The organism is Pseudomonas sp. Irchel s3f7 (genome assembly GCF_900187615.1).
Lineage (GTDB): Bacteria > Pseudomonadota > Gammaproteobacteria > Pseudomonadales > Pseudomonadaceae > Aquipseudomonas.
In genome coordinates, this window is sequence record NZ_FYDO01000012.1 from 23,530 (window position 1) to 42,376 (window position 18,847).

The window sequence follows — 18,847 nt, forward strand, 5'->3', positions numbered from 1 at the left end:
CGCTTCAAGAGCGCGGGTCAAAGGCATCGCGCAAGGCTTCGCCAATAAACACCAGTAAAGAAAGAATCAGCGCCAGGGTGAAAAACGCCGTCAGGCCCAGCCATGGCGCTTGCAGGTTCTGCTTGCCTTGGCCGATCAGTTCGCCCAGCGAAGCACTGCCCGCCGGCATGCCGAACCCGAGGAAGTCCAGCGCCGTCAGGGTCGAAATGGCACCGGTCAGAATGAAAGGCAAATAACTCAGCGTCGCATTCATGGCGTTGGGCAGGATGTGTCGCACGATCACTTTTCGGTCGCTCAGGCCAAGTGCCCGTGCGGCTTTGACGTATTCCAGATTGCGCCCGCGCAGGAACTCGGCGCGCACCACGTCCACCAGGGCCAGCCAGGAAAACAGCGTCATGATCCCCAGCAGCCACCAGAAATTCGGCTCGACAAAACCGGACAAAATGATCAGCAGGTACAGCACCGGCAACCCGGACCAGACTTCCAGCAATCGTTGACCCAGCAGATCGACCCAGCCGCCGTAATACCCTTGCAGGGCACCGGCGGCGATACCGATCAGGGCGCTGACAAACGTCAACATCAAGGCAAACAGAATCGACACCCGCGCACCGAAAATCACCCGGGCCAGCACGTCCCGTGACTGGTCATCGGTGCCCAGCCAGTTCACGCTGGTCGGCGGGCTCGGGGCGGGTTTGATCAAGTCGTAATTCGGCGTGTCGTCGCTGAACGGAATCGGCGGAAACAGCAGCCAGCCGCCATCCTTTTTAATCAGCTGCTGTACGTAATCACTGCGGTAGTCGGCCTGGAATGGCAGTTGCCCGCCGAACTCCTGCTCGGTGTAGCGCTTGAGCGCCGGGAAATACCACTGACCCTGATAACTGACGATCAGCGGTTTGTCGTTGGCGATCAGTTCGCCGCCGAGGGTCAGTGCGAACAGACCGATAAACAGCCACAGCGACCACCAGCCACGACGGTTTTTCTTGAAACGCTCGAATCGACGACGCGCCAATGGGGAAAGCGTGAGCATCAGGCGTTCCTCGCGGCAAAGTCGATACGCGGGTCGACCAGGGTGTAGCAGAGGTCGCCGACGAGTTTTATCAAAAGGCCGAACAAGGTGAAGATGAAGAGCGAGCCGAACACCACCGGATAGTCCCGCGACACAGCCGCTTCGTAACTCATGCGGCCCAGGCCATCGAGGGAGAAAATCACTTCGATCAACAACGAGCCGGCAAAAAACACGCTGATAAACGCCTGCGGAATCCCCGACACCACCAGCAACATCGCGTTGCGGAACACATGGCCGTACAACACGCGGCGCTCGCTCAAGCCCTTGGCGCGGGCGGTGACCACGTATTGCCGGGTGATTTCATTGAGGAACGAGTTTTTGGTCAGGATGGTCAGCGTTGCGAAACCACCGATCACCAGCGCCGTCACCGGCAGTACCAGGTGCCAGAAGTAATCGGCGACTTTACCGACGGTCGACAACGAGTCGAAATTGTCCGAGACCAGTCCGCGAACCGGGAACCAGTTCAACGAGGTGCCTCCGGCAAACACCACGATCAGGAACATGGCGAACAGGAACGCCGGCATGGCGTAGCCGATGATGATCGCCGTGCTGCTCCAGATATCGAAATGGCTGCCGTGATGCACGGCCTTGCGAATGCCCAGCGGGATCGACACCAGATAAGTGATCAGCGTCGCCCAGAGCCCGAGGGAAATGGTGACCGGCATTTTTTCCAGGATCAGGTCGGTGACCGTGGCGCCACGAAAGAAGCTCTTGCCGAAATCCAGCCGGGCGTAACTGGTGAGCATCAGCCACAGACGCTCGTGCGCGGGTTTGTCGAAACCGTACTGTTTTTCGATGTCTTTTATCAATTGAGGATCGAGGCCGCGACTGGCCCGGGACGTGCTGCTCACGGAGTCACCGGAACCGCCACCGACCGCGGCGCCGCCAATGCCTTGCAGGTGCGCGATGGCTTGTTCCACTGGCCCGCCCGGTGCGGCCTGGACGATCACGAAATTGACCAGAAGAATGATCACCAGCGTCGGAATGATCAGCAGCAGACGCCGCAGTATGTATGCCCACATCAGTGCGGTCCTCCGGGTCTGCCACGGCGAATGCGCTCGGCCGTCATTTCCTGATTGGTCAACGGTGTGGTGCTCATTTCCCACCAGCTCTCGATGGCTTCGTCATTGCTCGCTTGCACATTCGGGATGCCAAAGCGGTTCCACCAGACGGTGGAGGTGCCAGGCGGGTAGTAGTTGGGAATCCAGTAGTAATTCCACTGCAATACACGGTCGAGGGCATGGGCATAGTGCAGCATGTCAGCCTGGGTGTTGGCGCGCACCAGTCCGGCGATCAGGGAGTCCACCGCGGGGTTCTTCAACACCATGTAGTTGTTGGAGCCGGGGTCGGTGGCGGCGGCCGAGCCGAAATAATTGAACAGTTCGCCTCCGGGCGAAGTGGTCACCGGATAGCCGGTGACGATCATGTCGTAATCTCGGCTCATCAGGCGATTGACGTACTGGGATGAGTCGATGCGGCGGATATTCAGTTCGATGCCGATCTGCTTCAGCGTGCGCTTATAGGGCAACAGCAAACGGTCCATGCCGTTCTGGCTGATCAGGAACGTGAAGCTCAGCGGTTCACCGTCGGCGTTCACCAGTTGATCACCATCGGGTTTCCAGCCGGCCTGTTCGAGCAGGTCCAGGGCTTGCAGTTGCTTGTCGCGAATCACGCCGCTGCCATCGGTTTTCGGCGCCTCGAACACTTTGCTGAAAACTTCGTCGGGAATCTGTCCGCGCAGCGGTTCGAGGATCGCCAGTTCTCCGGCATCCGGCAGTTGCCGGGCGGCGAGGTCGGTGTTGGAGAAGTAGCTTTGCTGGCGGATGTACAGGTTGCGCATCATCTGCCGGTTGCTCCATTCGAAGTCCCACAGCATCACCAGCGCCTGACGTACCCGACGGTCCTGGAACATCGGCTTTTGCAGGTTGAACACGAAGCCTTGAGACGGTTGCGGCGCCTCGGTGGCGAGGTGGGCTTTTTGCAGGCGACCGTCGCTCAAGGCCGGGCTTTCGTAGCCGATGGAATAACCGGTGGCGGAAAACTCACGGTTGTAGTCGTAGGCGCCACCGCGCAGGACTTGGCGCGCGACGTCGGTATCACCGAAATACTCGAGGCTGAAATGATCGAAGTTGTACAAGCCGCGGCTGACGGGCAACTCCTTGCCCCACCAATCGGGGTTGCGCTCGAACGTGATGCTGCGACCCGAATCGACTTTGCCTACTTTATAGGGGCCGCTGCCCAGCGGCGGTTCATAACCGCCACCGCCGGCAAAATCCCGGGTCTTCCACCAATGCTCGGGAAACACCGGCAAGGTTGCGATGTCGAGGGGCAGGGTGCGGTTTTCGTTGTTCTTGAAGTCAAAGCGAACGACCAGTGGCGATTCCACTTCGACGCCTTTGACGTCGGCGAATTGAGTGCGATAGCGCAGGCTGCCCTGGGTCATCAGCAGGTCGAAGGTATAGCGCACGTCTTCGGCGGTGATGGGCTTGCCGTCGGCAAAACGCGCCTTGGGATTGAGGTAGAAGCGCAGGGACAGGCGGTCATCGGAACGCTCCATCTTCTGCGCCACCAGACCGTACACCGTGTAGGGCTCGTCCAGTGAACGCTGGGCCAGCGGTGAATACAGCAAACCATCGATCTGTGTGACGCCGATGCCTTTATCGATGTAGGGCAGGACATGGTCGAAGTGGCCGATTTCAATCGCTGAACGACGCATCGTGCCGCCCTTGGGGGCTTGCGGGTTGGTGTAGGCAAAATGACTGAAACCGGCTGGGTACTTGGCCGGTTCGCCGTAGACGGTCATTGCGTGTTGCGGCGCTGCGTTCACACCAACGGCGCCCAACAGCAGGGCCACGGCAGTGAACAATAAAATAGGGAAAGCCAGTCGCATTGTCAGCCTTAAAGCCGGGGGGATAAACGATGATTTGTACGCTAGCGGCGCGTCCCTCGCCAGCCGTATTAACGTACCTGAAACACAACGGCCCACCAAATGGCGGGCCGTTGTGCGAAAAACTCAAGCGTTGATCAGTCCTGGCGGCTGGTCACTTCCAGCAGGTGGTAACCGAACTGGGTCTTCACCGGGCCTTGCACGACGTTGATTGGCGCGCTGAAAACAACGGTGTCGAATTCCTTGACCATCTGGCCTGGACCGAACGAACCGAGGTCACCGCCCTGGCGGCTGGATGGGCAAGTGGAGTTAGCCTTGGCAACGTCGGCGAAGTCGGCGCCGCCTTCGATTTGGGCCTTGAGTTCGTTGCACTTGTCTTCGCTGGCAACAAGGATGTGACGGGCAGTGGCTTTAGCCATGGGAAAATTCTCCATTCAGTGTTTTGCAAAGTGCTGAGCCTACCGGATTCAGGGCGCTATTTCTCCTCAAAAGTTCCAACCTGCGCGGGACCCGGAGCAAGGTGTTTGTCACAGGCCGACCTCTTTCAAGCGTTCGGCATGCTCCACAAACAGTTCAACCGGATCGATGTTCGTGCGCAGTTGACCCGCCGGCTGGCTGATAGTGTCCAGATGATCCAGGGCGTAGTCGGAGCGGATCACCGTGCCCAAATGGGAACTGAAGCGTCCGACCATGCCATCGTTCTGATCGGCTTCGGTGATGAAGTAGCGGGAAAAGGCGCGGCACAGGGTGTGGAACGGGTCGAGCGCGTTAACACCTTCGGCGAGCACATTGGGCTGAAGGACACCGCTCCATGAGTAATAGCGAACGCCATCGACCAACTCTCGACCCTCGCCGCCCCAGGTTTTGGGTAAACCCTGTGGGTACTTGTCGTTGAATGCGCCTACGCCTTCGGTGGTCAGGGCATTCAGCGCAGCGACTGCGTTGCGCGCCAGGTAATGGTCGTTGCTGAGGGTTGCCAGGAAGTCGGCAAACAAGGTCACGACCGCCTCGGCAACTTGTTCCGGCAAGCGCCCGGGTGTCAGCGCCTTTCGCAGGAAATCAGCCAGTTCCGAGCCGTGATTAGGCCCGCTGACCGACGTCACCGAAGCGACCCTGCCTGGCGCAACCGCTGCAGCATAGCGTGCAGCGAGTGCGCCCTGACTGTGTCCGATCAGGTTGACTTTACTTGCGCCTGTTCCTTCCAGTACGCGCTCGATTTGCGCCAGTAGCTGGTCGCCACGAACTTCATTGCTGTGAATGGCTGACAGTTGCGGCACGAATACCCTTGCGCCGCTGTTTCGCAGGGCCTGTTTGATGTCATGGAAGAGTTCGAATTTGCCGATCCGTTCGACTCCGAACAGACCATGGATCAGCAGGATTGGGTGGCAGGTGTTTGCATTCCGTTGCATGTTCGTACCTTTTCGCAGCAGTTCGTGGGAGGTGCAGTGCGCTTCACTCTAAAACACTCAACGCTGGCGCGATGTATGAAAAGTCCGCTGAAAACCGATGAAAACGGTATAGGTCCGGTATGAAAACACGCATGTATTTGCGGTCTTGGTCGGATTATCTGGACGTCTATATGGCTCGACAGCGCTCATTCCAACGCAAATGCCTACTTTGCAAACGTCGATTTTCCGAGCAAAACAGCGCGAGCGCCCGACATCACAATTGAAAGGCGTGGGGTTCAATAGTCGTCATTCGAAGCCGGCCAACCGATCGGCGTTATTCCAAGGACTGGAGAGAAAGAATGAGTACTCACGAAACCGATCCCCTTATTGTCACGCAGCCACACTTACCCCTTCCTCAATTGGTACAAGCGCAAAACGGCGTGTTGAATCCGGCGGATAGAAAGGCAGTGGTCAAAGTGGGGCCTTATCCCGGTATGGCGTGTGGCGACAAACTGCTGTTGACCTGGGCAGGCCTGGATACGGATGGCCTTGCTTACAAGTACCAAGTCTCGCGATTCGTCAGTGAGAGCAGGGTGGGCGAAGAAATAGTCTTCAATATCAGCGACAGGCATATTGCGGCACTGGATGGGGGTTCCCTCGAAATCCATTACGCACTCAGCACTGCACGCTTCGCCGAACCGGTGCATTCCGGTGTTTTACAACTGAGTGTGGGCGATATCAGGTCTGATCTGCTGCCAGCGACGGCGAATGACGCTGTTGGCGGAACACTCGATCCTGAGCGGGTAGGGGAAGGAGCGCTCGTCACCATCAGGCCTTACGCACGAATGGTCGCGGGAGACTGGGTTCTGTTCACTTGGTCGGGTGTTACGCCCGAGGCCAGTTTCAGTGATGTGCTGAAAGTCGAGGCGTTTGCCGTGGGGGGGGAGCTGTCATTCTGGGTCGGCCCGGAATTTGTAACGCCCAATCTCGGTGCCACGGTGACGTTCGGTTACTGCGTTAAACAACAAGGCCAGGCACACCTTTATTCGGAGCCAGCACAGCTGTTGATCGGCAGCCTGGAGCGGGGTGCGCTTGCATCACCTGTCGTGCTGGAAGCTGAGGAAGGTTGGCTTGATCTTCAGGACACGCTGGATGGCGTAACCATCGTGATCGAAGATGCCCAAGCCGAAGATGGCGAACTGGTTTACCTGAAATGCGACGGGGACGATTTCTTTCACCGCGACGATCGCGAAATAACGAGGGAAACAGCCGGTCAAGCCGTGGTGTTCATTGTTCCTTACCGGTTTTGGAGGGAGCATTCGGGCTCAACGATTCGAGTTTCCTACCAGGTCGAACGCCTCGACGATAGCAGTCAGCAATCGGACGTGACGTTGGTGCAGGTGCAACCGCAAATCGGGTAAGAATCCGTAGCCGTCATCCAGTGCTCGGTATGAGGCTGGATGACGGGGCATCAGTGTTTACGCTCGCAGTCGATCTGCGGCCCGGCGCAACAGGTGTTCCGTATCGGTCCAGCCAAGGCAGCCATCGGTGACGGACACCCCGTATTGCATTGACGAACCCAGGGGTTGGCATCCCTCGAACAAATGACTTTCGATCATCATGCCGATCAGTGAATGGTCACCTTGCAAGCGCTGTTCAAGGACATCATCGAACACAGCAGGTTGGCGCAATGGGTCCTTGCCGCTATTGGCATGGCTGCAATCGACCATGATCCGGGCGGGAATTTTCAATCGAGTCAGATCGCTGTGCACCTGGGCGACACTGGCGCGATCGTAGTTCGGTCCACGATGGCCGCCACGTAGTACCAAATGAGTATCTGCATTACCGGGCGTTTGAATGATCGCCGGGTGGCCTTGGCTATCGACACCAAAATGCCGATGCGGATGGGCGGCCGAACGCATGGCATCAGTGGCCACACCAACGCCACCGTCGGTGCCGTTCTTGAAACCGACCGGCATGCTCAGGCCGCTGGCCATTTCCCGGTGGATCTGCGATTCGGTCGTACGGGCCCCAATGGCTACCCAGCTGAGTAAATCGTCAAAGTAGCCGGCTGCCATCGGTTGCAACAGCTCGGTAGCAACCGGCAGGCCCAGACGGAGCATTTCACGCATCAGTTCTCGGGACAGCGTCAGGCCGCCAGCCATGTCATCGCTGCCATCCAGTCGCGGATCGTAGGCCAGGCCTTTCCAGCCGACAGTGGTACGGGGTTTTTCGACATAGGCACGCATCACCAACAACATCAGGTCGCTGACTTCAGTGGCCAGGCGGGCAAGCTTGCCGGCGTATTCAAGGGCTGATTCGGGGTCGTGAATCGAGCAAGGGCCGACGATGACCAAAAGACGGGAATCTTCACCGTTAAGGATTGCGCGAACCGCTTGGCGGTGCGCATTGACCTGATGGATCAACGCATTGCTCAGAGGAAGTTGCTGTTTGAGTTGCAATGAGCTGGGCAGGCGCGAGGTCAGCGCTTCATTGGCCGGGCTCAGTGTGGACAGCGGTAGTGCGCAGACGGAGGAGTTCATATGAATGGCTTCCTGGGCTGAAGGCGGGGTCATACCCGCGCAATCGGCCCTACTGGGGTGTTCGACAATTGGCCGGATCGGCTGCGTGTATGTGCTTGCCACCTGTGGGTGACCGATCGGAGGCGGCAGGCTGTCCCGAGCGGAGGGTGGTAAATCGCCAGGCGGTAAAACTGTCGTAACGGTAATAAGTGGTGTAGTTCATTGCGTTGATCCTCTGAATGTCTGGTGTGTCGCTAAAAATGACAGGGCTGAAAAAACAAAACCCCCGGTCGGGAGGCCGACCGGGGGTTGAGAAATCTCTGGTGGCGACCCGTTTGAAGTGGGCGCCGTGTGGGTATCAGGCGCGCCAGTGGCTAAACCAATACCCAAAATAAAAGCTGATCGGGGCACAAGCGTCATTTACCCGGGCGGCCGCAACCGAGCGCAGGGCGCTGGCGGTACGAAGCTGTGAGCGGGTGTTGAGCATGACGTGTCTCCAATGGATGCGCCGAGCTTACTAGAGGCCGGTACGCAGATTCAATCAGAAATTGCTATCGATCGTCGTTGGCGACTTCTATCACTTGAGTGCCTGTACAGGCGCGAGACGCCTGGCGTCTGCGACAAGCGTTTGAAGATGAATTGAAACTTTTTATCTGACGCTTTCCGCTAGGTCTGCCAGTCGCTTTTTGCTAAGGTGTCTGGCAACCCAATAAGACCATATTGCGAGGTGTCTGCTTGATTAGGGTGCTAGTAGTCGATGACCATGATCTCGTTCGTACAGGCATTACACGAATGCTGGCTGACATCGATGGCCTGCAAGTGGTCGGCCAGGCTGAATCGGGTGAAGAGTCCCTGATCAAGGCGCGTGAGCTGAAACCCGATGTGGTGTTGATGGACGTCAAGATGCCCGGTATTGGCGGTCTTGAAGCCACCCGAAAATTGTTGCGCAGCCATCCGGACATCAAAGTCGTCGCGGTGACCGTCTGTGAGGAAGACCCGTTTCCTACACGGCTGTTGCAAGCCGGTGCCGCGGGCTACCTGACCAAGGGCGCCGGGTTGCCGGAAATGGTCCAGGCCATTCGCCTGGTGTTTGCCGGACAACGCTACATCAGCCCGCAGATTGCACAGCAACTGGCCATCAAATCTTTTCAGCCGACCAACGATTCTCCCTTCGATGCCCTGTCGGAGCGAGAAATCCAGATCGCATTGATGATTGTCGGTTGCCAGAAAGTGCAGATCATTTCCGACAAACTGTGCCTCTCCCCAAAAACCGTGAACACCTACCGTTACCGCATCTTCGAAAAGCTTTCGATCAGCAGTGATGTCGAGTTGACGCTGTTGGCGGTTCGACACGGAATGGTTGACGCCAGCCTCTGAAAATGACCGAAACCTTTGATCCAAGCGCCTTTCTGTCAACGGTCAGTGGGCGTCCCGGCGTGTACCGCATGTTCGATAGCGAGGCGCGGCTGCTTTACGTCGGTAAAGCCAAAAACCTCAAAAATCGCCTCTCGAGTTACTTTCGCAAATCGGGCCTTGCCCCCAAGACCGCCGCTTTGGTGGCGCGTATCGCGCAAGTCGAAACGACCATCACGGCCAACGAAACCGAAGCCTTGCTGCTTGAGCAGACGCTGATCAAAGAGTGGCGGCCGCCCTACAACATCCTGTTGCGCGACGACAAATCCTATCCTTATGTCTATCTCTCGGACGGTGACTTTCCACGTCTGAGCATTCATCGCGGCGCGAAAAAGGGTAAGGGCAAGTATTTCGGGCCTTATCCCAGCGCGGGGGCCATTCGCGAAAGCTTGAGCCTGTTACAAAAGACGTTTTTTGTTCGCCAATGCGAAGACAGTTATTACAAGAACCGGACGCGTCCATGCCTGCAATACCAGATCAAACGGTGTAAAGCTCCCTGTGTCGGTCTGGTTGAGTCCGAGGTCTATGCGGAAGATGTGCGGCACTCGGTGATGTTCCTTGAGGGGCGCAGCAATGCGCTGACCGATGAGTTGTCCGCCGGGATGGAAGACGCCGCGGTCAATCTGGAGTTCGAGCGCGCCGCCGAGTTGCGTGATCAGATCGCCTTGCTTCGCCGGGTTCAGGATCAGCAGAGCATGGAAGGCGGAACGGGCGACGTCGATGTGATCGCAGCCTTCGTCAACCCGGGCGGCGCCTGTGTCCATCTGATCAGTGTGCGGGGCGGGCGGGTGCTCGGGAGCAAGAACTTCTTCCCCCAAGTGGGTATCGAGGAAGACGTTTCCGAAGTCATGGCTGCTTTTTTGGGTCAGTACTACATCACCAGTCCCGAGCGCGATTTGCCCAGTGAATTGATTGTTAACGTGGTTCACGACGACTTTCCGACACTGATCACCGCCATCGATGAGCTGCGCGGTCGGGAGCTGACCATCAGCCATCGGGTGCGCGGGACGCGGGCGCGTTGGCAGCAACTGGCGGTGACCAATGCCGAGCAGGCGTTGGGTGCTCGCCTGGCCAACCGCCAGCATGTCGCCGCTCGCTTTGAAGCGCTGGCAGAAGTCCTGAAGCTGGACGAGCCGCCGCAGCGCCTTGAGTGTTATGACATCAGTCACTCCAGCGGTGAAGCGACCGTGGCGTCCTGCGTGGTCTTTGGACCCGAAGGCCCGATCAAATCCGACTACCGTCGCTACAACATCGAAGGCGTTACGCCAGGCGACGATTACGCGGCAATGCACCAGGCGTTGACTCGACGCTTCAGCAAATTGAAGGACGGGGAGGGCAAGTTGCCGGACATCCTTCTGGTGGACGGTGGTAAAGGTCAGTTGTCCATGGCTCGCGATGTGCTCAACGAGTTGGCCGTACCCGATCTGATCTTGTTGGGTGTGGCCAAGGGTGCGACGCGCAAGGCAGGCTTCGAAACCCTCTATCTCAATGATGCTGCCCATGAATTCACCTTGCGCGGCGACTCGCCGGCATTGCATCTGATTCAGCAGATCCGGGACGAAGCCCACCGTTTTGCAATTACCGGGCACCGCGCCCGTCGCGGAAAAACGCGTCGGACGTCTACACTAGAGGGCGTGGCTGGCGTTGGACCTACACGTCGGCGTGACTTGTTGAAACATTTTGGTGGATTGCAGGAGCTGTCTCGTGCCAGCATCGAAGAAATTGCCAAAGCCCCCGGGATCAGTAAAAAGCTCGCAGAGTTGATTTATGCAAATCTGCACAGCGAGTAGAATGCCCCCCTCACCTCGTAGCCAGTTGTGCCGATGAATATCCCTAATCTGATTACCGTTCTACGCGTTCTGCTCATACCGATCTTCATTTTGCTGTTCTACTTGCCTTATCAGTGGAGCTACATGGCATCTGCCTCGGTGTTTGCTTTCGCTGCTGCCACCGATTGGCTGGACGGGTATCTGGCCCGCCGTCTGGAGCAAAGCACGCCGTTCGGGGCTTTTCTCGATCCGGTTGCCGACAAGCTGATGGTTGCTGTTGCCCTGGTTTTGCTGGTGCAGGAGCACGGCAATTTGTGGCTCACGCTACCCGCCGCCGTCATCATCGGTCGCGAGATTGTCGTCTCGGCACTGCGCGAATGGATGGCCGAACTCGGTGCCCGTGCCCACGTCGCCGTATCGAATCTGGGCAAATGGAAAACGGCTGCGCAGATGCTGGCGCTGGTGATCCTGCTAGCCAATCCATCGAACTTCAGCTTCTGGGTTCTGATGGGCTATGCGTTGCTGATGGTGTCCGCCGGGCTGACGTTGTGGTCCATGGTCCAATACTTGCGGGCCGCTTGGCCGCATCTGAAGACCGACGTGGAAAAGAAATAAAACTTTTTTGAATCAAGGGGTTGACGGGGCTTCTGGATTCTATAGAATGCGCCACACCAAGACGCGGGAATAGCTCAGTTGGTAGAGCACGACCTTGCCAAGGTCGGGGTCGCGAGTTCGAGTCTCGTTTCCCGCTCCAAATATTGCGCTACAGAGTTCCACTGAATTCTGTAAGTGATTGAAATAAGGGCCTTTAGGCCCTTTTTTCGTTCCAGCGGGAACCACTGAAATCCAGCACTATCCGGTGCGTTTAAGTCCAGAATTGAGTCCCGGATTCTGACGAGCACTGAATCGGTTTGTTGCTGGAGCAGTTTGCGCAACGAGACGAGCATCTGGCCCTGACTCTGTTCAGGAGCTCGCGATGGCACTCTCAGAAATGACAGTTCGGCACGCCCGAATCACCGGTAATGACTACACCCTCGGCGACAGTGATGGTCTCACACTCAATGTGACGGCCAGAGGCGGCAAAGTCTGGCTCTTCCGCTACTACTGGGCGGGCAAGCAGAAGCGCATGTCCCTCGGTAGTTATCCCCAAATTGGGCTTAAAGAAGCCCGTACCCGTCGTGATGAAGCCCGTACCTTGGTTGCCCAAGGCATCAATCCCTATGAGCATCGCAAACAACAGCGGCTTGCTGTTCATGCTGCGAAGGAGCACACCTTCGAGGCTGTGTTCAATCAGTGGGTGGAGTTCCGCAGGCTGAGCCTGAAGGAAGGGCGTCAAAGCACGCTCTCGCAGATATTGAGAATCTTCAATAAAGACGTCCTGCCCAGCCTGGGCGGGCGGTCTATCTACGATATCAATCGTCACGATCTGCTGGATTTACTGAGCAGGATCGAACAGCGCAAGGCCTTAACGACCGCCGAAAAATGCCGGACCTGGTTCAACCAATTGTTCCGCTATGCGCTGGTGAAAATCGAGGGACTGGAACACAACCCGGCTTCAGACCTTGATGTGGTCGCACTTCCCAAACCTCCTGTTACGCACAATCCATTTCTCCGAATGGACGAGCTCCCAGGATTGATGGTTGCTCTTCGAAATTACGGTGGCGCCAGCCAAACGCGGCTTGGCCTTCGGTTGTTGCTGCTGACCGGTGTCCGCACGGGCGAGTTGCGGTTGGCGACACCAGACCAGTTCGATCTGGAGAAGCGCTTGTGGGTCATACCGGCGGAAGTGGTGAAACAACTCCAGCTAGCGATGCGGAAGCCAGGTAAGCAGATTCAAAATGTGCCGCCGTACATTGTCCCGCTGTCGGTTCAGGCGCTGGAGATCGTGCGTCACTTGCTGGACCAGGTTGTCCCCGCACAGCGCTACTTGTTTGCGCATCGAAGCGACCTGAGCAAGCGCATCAGCGAAAACACGCTGAACGGCGCGTTACGCCGGATGGGGTACGCCGATCAACTCACGGGTCATGGGATGAGGGCGACGATCTCGACGGCGCTGAACGAGATCGGCTACCCGAAGGTGTGGGTGGATGCTCAGCTTTCTCATGCTGATCCGGATAAGGTGAGTGCGGCTTACAACCACGCGGAGTACGTCGAGCAGCGCCGGACCATGATGCAGGATTGGGCGAACCGTTTGGATCTGTGGGGGCAGGGCCATCTGAAAGCGGCAAGTTCTCCGCTTACCATCCGATTGGAGGGGGCCGCTTCGTTGCCGTCGCTGGAAAACGCGAGCGCAAATTCCATCCAGTTCAACGGCAACTTTCCAATGACAACCGTCTCGGTGCCCAAGGCTTCGGTTAACGACGAGCCGGCTCTCGTCGTGTCGCATCAGTCGCCTGTCGTACCTCTTTCGGTGACGACTGAAAAACCGCATAAATCTCACGTGTCTGACATCCAGCGCGAACGTGCTGAGATGCTGGCCATCTATGAAGCTTCGAGTAATTTGCCGCTGCTTGTCTTCGCCAAATTGGCAGGCAAATCCCGAGATCAGATCAACCGTGATATCAAGGCTCGACGCCTTCTGTCCCTGAGCCTGGGGAATCGTGGTCAGCGCATTCCAGATTGGCAGCTTGATCCATTGCGACACAAGTTGGTACTTGCTGCGTTAGCGCGGTTTCCGGATGTTGATGGGTGGAGGCTCTATCGGACGGTCTGTGAGCCTCATGAGCGACTTAGGGGTCGTTCGCCAATTGATGTACTTACTCTGGAGAATCTCGACGTAACTACGCGGATCGTTTGCAGTGTCCTGGGTCTGACATAATGGTTCATCTGAGCCGACGGGGCTCGCCATTGAATATACTGCTTTCGGTTAGCTCCCGTCCCCTTGATGTTCGTTGATGAGTAGGTGCGAAGCGGTCATTGTTCCGCAGGAGGTCAAAATGCCCAAAGAACATTTTGACTGGGCTCTAAAGCGGCATTTTCAGCTTGAAAAAATCTTTATATGCCCCCCAGATTTGCCCCAGTAACACGGGATGCACGCGCGATTACGAACTGCGATCTATCTCATAAGTAATATAAATTTTGTGCCGCTTTATCGGCGTGTTCTCTGCGCGACAGCGCGGCATCAAGGCGGCGGACTCCTACTCGATTTGGAGAAGGCTCTTCAGCCCATCAACTGCATCATTTTCCGAGCGCCTAGGACGCTGATCGCTCGCTTAAGGTTGTAGGCGGTGACAGCTAAAGCCATTTCAGCGCTCGTCCTGCAAGTTGTCGCAACAAGAATCGCCTGATTCCAAACGGCGGTGCTCCCTGAACAAAGTAAGGTGGGGGCCGACGGCGGCATGGGTCAGTAGCAATCACGGCGAAGGCATCACAACGATTCACAGCGAGTCTGCGTTTTTCACGGTTGTCTCGCCTGCTGGGATTCAGGGGGGGGCGATCCCTTGGCGGTGAGGACCGCATTGAAAGCAATCAGCCGTAGCAGGTGCCTCAAGCGTTAAGGCTGCAATGGAGTGGTTGGCTTCCGCGAGTGGTGATAATGTCGGCCAACCAGGCGGGAAAAAGCCTGCTGGCGTGTCTCCCGAGTCGTCATCAACGCGCCACCATTTCCGTCAGCACCATCTTATTCAAATAGTAAGCAATCTTCCCTGCGGGGATGAAATTCAAAAGGTCATTCTTCTCGCTTGCAAGCGTGACCATGCCGGCAAACCTCCAGACGTCATCGACATCGGCGATGACCACCGACCCACTCATGCCACGAAAGTCCTCTGGACGATCACCCACGATTTTTATGGTTGAAAGGCCTGGAGTTCCTGGTGCGACGAGCTGCCCTCTAAGCCAGTGCAACTGCGCGTCCAACACCCTGTTGTCGTAGTCGTACCCTCGGCCCTCGTCTGGGTAGCCGAAGACGTGGAAGCTCTCAGCTCGGCCAAAGTCTTCGGTTTCCGCGCAACAGGCCGCATCCAGGCTTGCGAGCCCTGCGGCGAACAAGGCTGCATGCTGGGATTTCACGACCCGCAGAATGACTAGGTCGGAATCCAGATCTGGGTCAGATTTGTCCCGGAAAACTGCGTGCTGATCGAACAGGATGGACAGAGGCGCGTTCCGGAGCAGAATCCGCAATTCGTTATGCGCTGCACCTTGATTGTTGAGCACGTGCTGGGCGGTTAATACGAAGAGTTCTCCCGCATACTCCAGCACGAATGCAGTTCCGACTCCATGGTGGGAAAAGTGCTCGTCATGGTGCTCACTGCTGAGGATCACTGGATGAACCTGGCCAAGCATCATGTCAACAAACTCTGTTGACGACATGAATTCTTCAGACTCCTGCATACTTCCTCCCCATCTTTATGTCCTTGCCATATCGTGTCCGTCCGGACTGTGGACTGTGAAAAGTCCCAATGCCGGTGCCGCTACTCATAGAGAAGCCCCACAGAGGGCGCGAGCATTATGGAGCCTTAAGGGTGGACTTTACCTAGCATATGCCATGTAATGGCCATTATATGGAGTCGCCGTTATCGAGAAGGAGTTTGTTTTGGTTGATGCTGCCGTAATTGAGCGCGTCCTCTGCGTGGTTGATAGATGTCTGAAGGGCCAGTTTCCTGACGATTACTACAAGCGGTGTCTGTACGCATCCTTTGGTGTGCACGGTCTCCTTCAAGCAATGGGGCGCAGCCCTGCAGTCGTGGGGGGGGATTTCCTGGCCTTTGTCGTCTCGCGGGATCAACGTCAGGCCACCATGCAAGGATATGCATCTGATTCGGGCGGGCACTCTCATTATTGGATAGAGCTTGACGGTGCAATCATTGATCTGGGCACATATTACCTGCCCATAGGCTCAAGCTTTCCGGCAAGTGAGATGCCGGCGCTGTTTTGGGATACGGGTTATCGCATGCCCAAAGGGCTCAGATATGCTCATGAAGCTCGTTATTCCTCGCCGGAAGTAGCCCATCTCGAACCACACATCATCGAAAAAATGGTGCCGTTCCTGGCAGCCTGTCACGCCCGCATGGCGCAGCCTCTGGTTAAGCCGAAAATCGGCAAGTGGCTGGCGACATCGCCTTCCTCGATTAAAAAGGCGGCGATCAAAGGCGACGTGTGGGCACGCGCCGTGATGCGATATGAGTCAATGCCGGCTGAGCCTCTACCTATTTGATGGGTTACTTCTCACGATACATTCCATATACGCTGCTCTCCTGTTTACCTAGCAATAGGATGACGATGTGATAGGCAACATTTTCAACGTCTTTTCTCGAAGGAAGGAAAACCAGACGGTGGTTAGAAAACCACTGACAGCCGGATTCAGGCATCGCACGCTCATGTTGCTACGCGATGCAAATGGCGGAAGTCTGTATGAAATTCTCGAGTTTCTTCATGGAAAGCTGGCCTATTTGGTTGGTCGAGTTCCGCTGACTCAGTCCAAGGCTGACTCTATTATGGAGGATGCCATGGAGTTCCTCCGTACGTGTAGTGACGCCCACTTTCTCGATGCTGTGGAATACGTTGTCCATTCAGAAGCACACCGTTGCTTGGGCGGACAGCAAGAGAAGGTAGTGGATAGGCTGAACGAGTTTTTGAGTGTCGACGACCTACCTTATTTCATCACCAAGCAGATTTGGGAGCCTTGGCAAAGTGACGACTTTCGCGGCCAATCCATCCGGTTGCTCGAAGAGTCTAAGGTAATTCCGAAAGACAGCCAAGTGATCCATGAAACGGCGATCGAGCCGGCTCTTCAGTTACTTCGGCAGCCCGCCTTCCGCCATGCCAATGCCGAATTCATAGCTGCACTGGAGGACTACAGACACCAGAAATTTGGAGACTGTATCACCAAGTGTAATTCGAGCTACGAAAGCGTGATGAAGGTTATCTGCGGCCAGAAGGGCTTCGGGTATACCCAGGGAGACACCACCTCGAAGCTCTTGAGAACGATCATGGGGCAGACTCAAATGGACAGTTTCTGGGAGTCGCCACTCTTAATTGTGGGCACACTTCGCAACAAACTTGGCTCCGCCCACGGAGCAGGAGAGAAAGCGAAGGTGGTTCCCGAGCATGTAGCAAAGTACGCGCTCAACGTGACAGCTTCGGCCATGGTGTTCTTGCATGATCAGGCTTATAAGTAAGCCCTGAATTTTTCCAACACTCGAACCCGAAATATCACTTGCACAAGGGATTGTTATGCAAAGCTATAAAGATACGGTTGAAGATTATATACAGAGGCACATTTTCTCGAAAACTGGTGAGGCATTTCTCGATCCTTCGATTGAAGAAGATGTAATCTATTCTGAGTTAGATTTTGTCGGTCGATTGTTGTGCCAGAAGTATATTGAGGGTGATTCGAGTTTCTATCTCTTAGATAGCGTGCAAGTCCAAGCCGCTGCTGTTCATGGCCACCAGGCAGTTTTAGTTTGTAAGGGGATGCTAGATCTGATATTTCGTGCCTCCGCAATGATGGTAGGAGCAGAGCGGCGCCAAAAATTTCCAGAGGATGAATTCTACGAGCCTTGGAGAAACAATCTTAGCTTTTGGTTTAAGAATGCGGAATTCGATTGGTCGGATGAAAGGTATTGGTGGATTCATCAGGATGATTATAGAAAAGCTTTTGAAATGCTTGCCGAAGGCTTATTTGTATTCCTTGTGTTGCATGAAATAGGGCATCTTCACAATTTGCATGGGGACAGACGAGCTGGGAACTCAAAATCTTCACCCTCTTTAGACGCTGATGAAATCTTCGTTCATGAGGCCTTAGGAAGCGCTGAGGCGGAAAGTGAGGCCGACAGGCTAGCCACACACACTCGCGAAATAATTGCTGATACTTATGCGTTTCAGTTCATGCTTGTCGAGCTCAGAGAATGCTTACTTCCGGAGTCGGAATACGCTGGTCGAGATGAGGGTGGGTTGCGCGTCATAAATTTTGGCATGTGTATCTACATGGTTGCTTCCTTGTTCTGGGCGTTAAGTTTTCAGCGGCCAATGCGCAATGACACTCAAGATGATGATTACCCATCCCACCTTTTCAGACTGCAGAGCATTGAGGCCACATCTCTTGAGCATCAATTATGTGGTGGTAACAAGCAGACGCACCTTGGCATGCAAGTTGGTATAAAGAACTATACTGATAAGTTGATATGTGCTGCTGGTGATAAGGGATTTGTTTCTTGGCGAATGACGGCTGACCTTCCTGCGAATCACGAGCACTATCAGAAAATCTGTGAAATGACGGATGAATGGTCAAATATTAGATTTGGTGTGCGCAATGAAGACTGGCTTCGCTGGCCGTTCTGACGTCTGGTGCCGATAAGCCTCAAGACGTCTGAGCTCAAAAACAGTTAACGCGTAGCGCAAAGCTACGCGTTCTGACCCTTGGAGACTTATGCGCCAGCCTTAGACGATTCTCGCTTCTATCGAAGTTGGCAGACCATCCACTCTTGTGATCCGTCGAACGTAAGCGGACGCTGCACACGTCCGGTGAAGACAATCCTGTGGGTGCCTGAAAGCATCTGAACCTAATTTTTACTCTCCAGAGCTCAGCTAATCGCGGCCTTAGGCGCTGAGCAGGACATGCTCAGCGTTGCCCTATATCAGAGGCGGTTCAGTTGCGCAGTCTTGCCTTTCACATCTTGTAGCCGTGTCCCCACCCTGCAATCTGTCATTCAGGTGGGGGCAGGCGACTTGGCCGGACGCTTGCGCAGAGTCACGATTGGGCACAACGGAGTTTAGCAGTGATGAGAACAGATCTACGAGATCACGATTTTCTCGAGTTACATAGAAGACTGCTGCTCGATCAGAGTGGTGCCATTAAGTCTCCT

15 protein-coding genes and 1 tRNA gene are annotated in these 18,847 nt (G+C 55.8%); 9 read left to right on the forward strand and 7 right to left on the reverse strand.

The window, feature by feature from the left end; translation table 11 throughout:
• Window positions 1-4: 4 nt before the first annotated feature.
• The 5 genes from CKW19_RS12270 to CKW19_RS12290 all read right to left on the reverse strand — a co-directional run bounded on the left by CKW19_RS12270 (window position 5) and on the right by CKW19_RS12290 (window position 5,362).
• Window positions 5-1,027 carry an ABC transporter permease gene (locus tag CKW19_RS12270; RefSeq protein ID WP_095058116.1) on the reverse strand — a complete coding sequence of 341 codons (1,023 nt, stop codon included), beginning with the start codon at window positions 1,025-1,027 and terminating at the stop codon, window positions 5-7.
• Entirely contained in the window at window positions 1,027-2,088 is a 1,062-nt protein-coding gene (locus tag CKW19_RS12275) for a microcin C ABC transporter permease YejB (RefSeq protein ID WP_095058117.1), read from the reverse strand. The genes CKW19_RS12270 and CKW19_RS12275 overlap by 1 nt, the downstream gene beginning before the upstream one ends.
• Complete coding sequence (locus CKW19_RS12280) at window positions 2,088-3,956, reverse strand: extracellular solute-binding protein (RefSeq protein WP_095058118.1); 1,869 nt, start codon at window positions 3,954-3,956, stop codon at window positions 2,088-2,090. Before CKW19_RS12280 ends, CKW19_RS12275 begins: the two co-directional genes overlap by 1 nt.
• Window positions 3,957-4,090: 134 nt before the next feature.
• A complete protein-coding gene (locus CKW19_RS12285; protein ID WP_095058119.1) occupies window positions 4,091-4,372 on the reverse strand; it encodes a peptidylprolyl isomerase in 282 nt (93 codons plus the stop codon).
• A 108-nt stretch (window positions 4,373-4,480) separates the two neighbouring features.
• Window positions 4,481-5,362: a triacylglycerol lipase gene (locus tag CKW19_RS12290; protein WP_095058120.1), complete on the reverse strand. Its 882-nt coding sequence runs from the start codon at window positions 5,360-5,362 to the stop codon at window positions 4,481-4,483.
• A gap of 338 nt (window positions 5,363-5,700) precedes the next feature.
• On the opposite strand from CKW19_RS12290, the gene CKW19_RS12295 reads away from it, so the two are divergent.
• Window positions 5,701-6,762, forward strand: a complete 1,062-nt coding sequence (locus tag CKW19_RS12295; protein ID WP_095058121.1) for a hypothetical protein — start codon at window positions 5,701-5,703, stop codon at window positions 6,760-6,762.
• 57 nt (window positions 6,763-6,819) lie between these two features.
• On the opposite strand, the gene CKW19_RS12300 is transcribed toward CKW19_RS12295, so the two are convergent.
• Complete coding sequence (locus CKW19_RS12300; RefSeq protein WP_095058122.1) at window positions 6,820-7,884, reverse strand: 3-deoxy-7-phosphoheptulonate synthase; 1,065 nt, start codon at window positions 7,882-7,884, stop codon at window positions 6,820-6,822.
• 714 nt (window positions 7,885-8,598) lie between these two features.
• Here CKW19_RS12300 and uvrY point away from each other — a divergent pair.
• From uvrY to CKW19_RS12325, 5 genes are all read left to right on the forward strand, one after another.
• Complete coding sequence (uvrY, locus tag CKW19_RS12305) at window positions 8,599-9,240, forward strand: UvrY/SirA/GacA family response regulator transcription factor (RefSeq protein ID WP_032829778.1); 642 nt, start codon at window positions 8,599-8,601, stop codon at window positions 9,238-9,240.
• 2 nt (window positions 9,241-9,242) lie between these two features.
• Window positions 9,243-11,066: an excinuclease ABC subunit UvrC gene (gene uvrC, locus CKW19_RS12310; protein WP_095058123.1), complete on the forward strand. Its 1,824-nt coding sequence runs from the start codon at window positions 9,243-9,245 to the stop codon at window positions 11,064-11,066.
• 33 nt (window positions 11,067-11,099) lie between these two features.
• Window positions 11,100-11,660 (forward strand): CDP-diacylglycerol--glycerol-3-phosphate 3-phosphatidyltransferase, encoded by a 561-nt coding sequence (gene pgsA / locus CKW19_RS12315; RefSeq protein WP_095058124.1) that lies wholly within the window; start codon window positions 11,100-11,102, stop codon window positions 11,658-11,660.
• Between the two features lie 63 nt (window positions 11,661-11,723).
• Window positions 11,724-11,799: transfer RNA gene (locus tag CKW19_RS12320), tRNA-Gly, on the forward strand.
• 222 nt (window positions 11,800-12,021) lie between these two features.
• Window positions 12,022-13,863: an integrase arm-type DNA-binding domain-containing protein gene (locus CKW19_RS12325; RefSeq protein WP_095058125.1), complete on the forward strand. Its 1,842-nt coding sequence runs from the start codon at window positions 12,022-12,024 to the stop codon at window positions 13,861-13,863.
• A gap of 770 nt (window positions 13,864-14,633) precedes the next feature.
• Here the strand turns inward: CKW19_RS12325 and CKW19_RS28850 are convergent.
• Entirely contained in the window at window positions 14,634-15,374 is a 741-nt protein-coding gene (locus CKW19_RS28850) for a hypothetical protein (RefSeq protein WP_177408805.1), read from the reverse strand.
• Window positions 15,375-15,576: 202 nt separating this feature from the next.
• Here CKW19_RS28850 and CKW19_RS12335 point away from each other — a divergent pair, with 202 nt between their 5' ends.
• From CKW19_RS12335 to CKW19_RS12345, 3 genes are all read left to right on the forward strand, one after another.
• The gene (locus CKW19_RS12335) at window positions 15,577-16,197 is read left to right on the forward strand and encodes a hypothetical protein (RefSeq protein ID WP_095058126.1); all 621 of its coding nucleotides are present in this window, start codon (window positions 15,577-15,579) and stop codon (window positions 16,195-16,197) included.
• 67 nt (window positions 16,198-16,264) lie between these two features.
• A complete protein-coding gene (locus tag CKW19_RS12340; protein ID WP_256580329.1) occupies window positions 16,265-17,161 on the forward strand; it encodes an abortive infection family protein in 897 nt (298 codons plus the stop codon).
• A gap of 55 nt (window positions 17,162-17,216) precedes the next feature.
• A complete protein-coding gene (locus CKW19_RS12345) occupies window positions 17,217-18,323 on the forward strand; it encodes a hypothetical protein (RefSeq protein WP_095058127.1) in 1,107 nt (368 codons plus the stop codon).
• The last annotated feature ends 524 nt before the right edge of the window (window positions 18,324-18,847 follow it).

Bases quoted from the DNA above. Each gene is read 5' to 3' on its own strand.
- CKW19_RS12270 (WP_095058116.1), bottom strand. From the start codon at position 1,027: ATGCTCACGCTTTCCCCATTGGCGCGTCGTCGATTCGAGCGTTTCAAG.
- CKW19_RS12275 (WP_095058117.1), bottom strand. From the start codon at position 2,088: ATGTGGGCATACATACTGCGGCGTCTGCTGCTGATCATTCCGACGCTG.
- CKW19_RS12280 (WP_095058118.1), bottom strand. From the start codon at position 3,956: ATGCGACTGGCTTTCCCTATTTTATTGTTCACTGCCGTGGCCCTGCTG.
- CKW19_RS12285 (WP_095058119.1), bottom strand. From the start codon at position 4,372: ATGGCTAAAGCCACTGCCCGTCACATCCTTGTTGCCAGCGAAGACAAG.
- CKW19_RS12290 (WP_095058120.1), bottom strand. From the start codon at position 5,362: ATGCAACGGAATGCAAACACCTGCCACCCAATCCTGCTGATCCATGGT.
- CKW19_RS12295 (WP_095058121.1), top strand. From the start codon at position 5,701: ATGAGTACTCACGAAACCGATCCCCTTATTGTCACGCAGCCACACTTA.
- CKW19_RS12300 (WP_095058122.1), bottom strand. From the start codon at position 7,884: ATGAACTCCTCCGTCTGCGCACTACCGCTGTCCACACTGAGCCCGGCC.
- uvrC (WP_095058123.1), top strand. From the start codon at position 9,243: ATGACCGAAACCTTTGATCCAAGCGCCTTTCTGTCAACGGTCAGTGGG.
- pgsA (WP_095058124.1), top strand. From the start codon at position 11,100: ATGAATATCCCTAATCTGATTACCGTTCTACGCGTTCTGCTCATACCG.
- CKW19_RS12325 (WP_095058125.1), top strand. From the start codon at position 12,022: ATGGCACTCTCAGAAATGACAGTTCGGCACGCCCGAATCACCGGTAAT.
- CKW19_RS28850 (WP_177408805.1), bottom strand. From the start codon at position 15,374: ATGCAGGAGTCTGAAGAATTCATGTCGTCAACAGAGTTTGTTGACATG.
- CKW19_RS12345 (WP_095058127.1), top strand. From the start codon at position 17,217: ATGCAAAGCTATAAAGATACGGTTGAAGATTATATACAGAGGCACATT.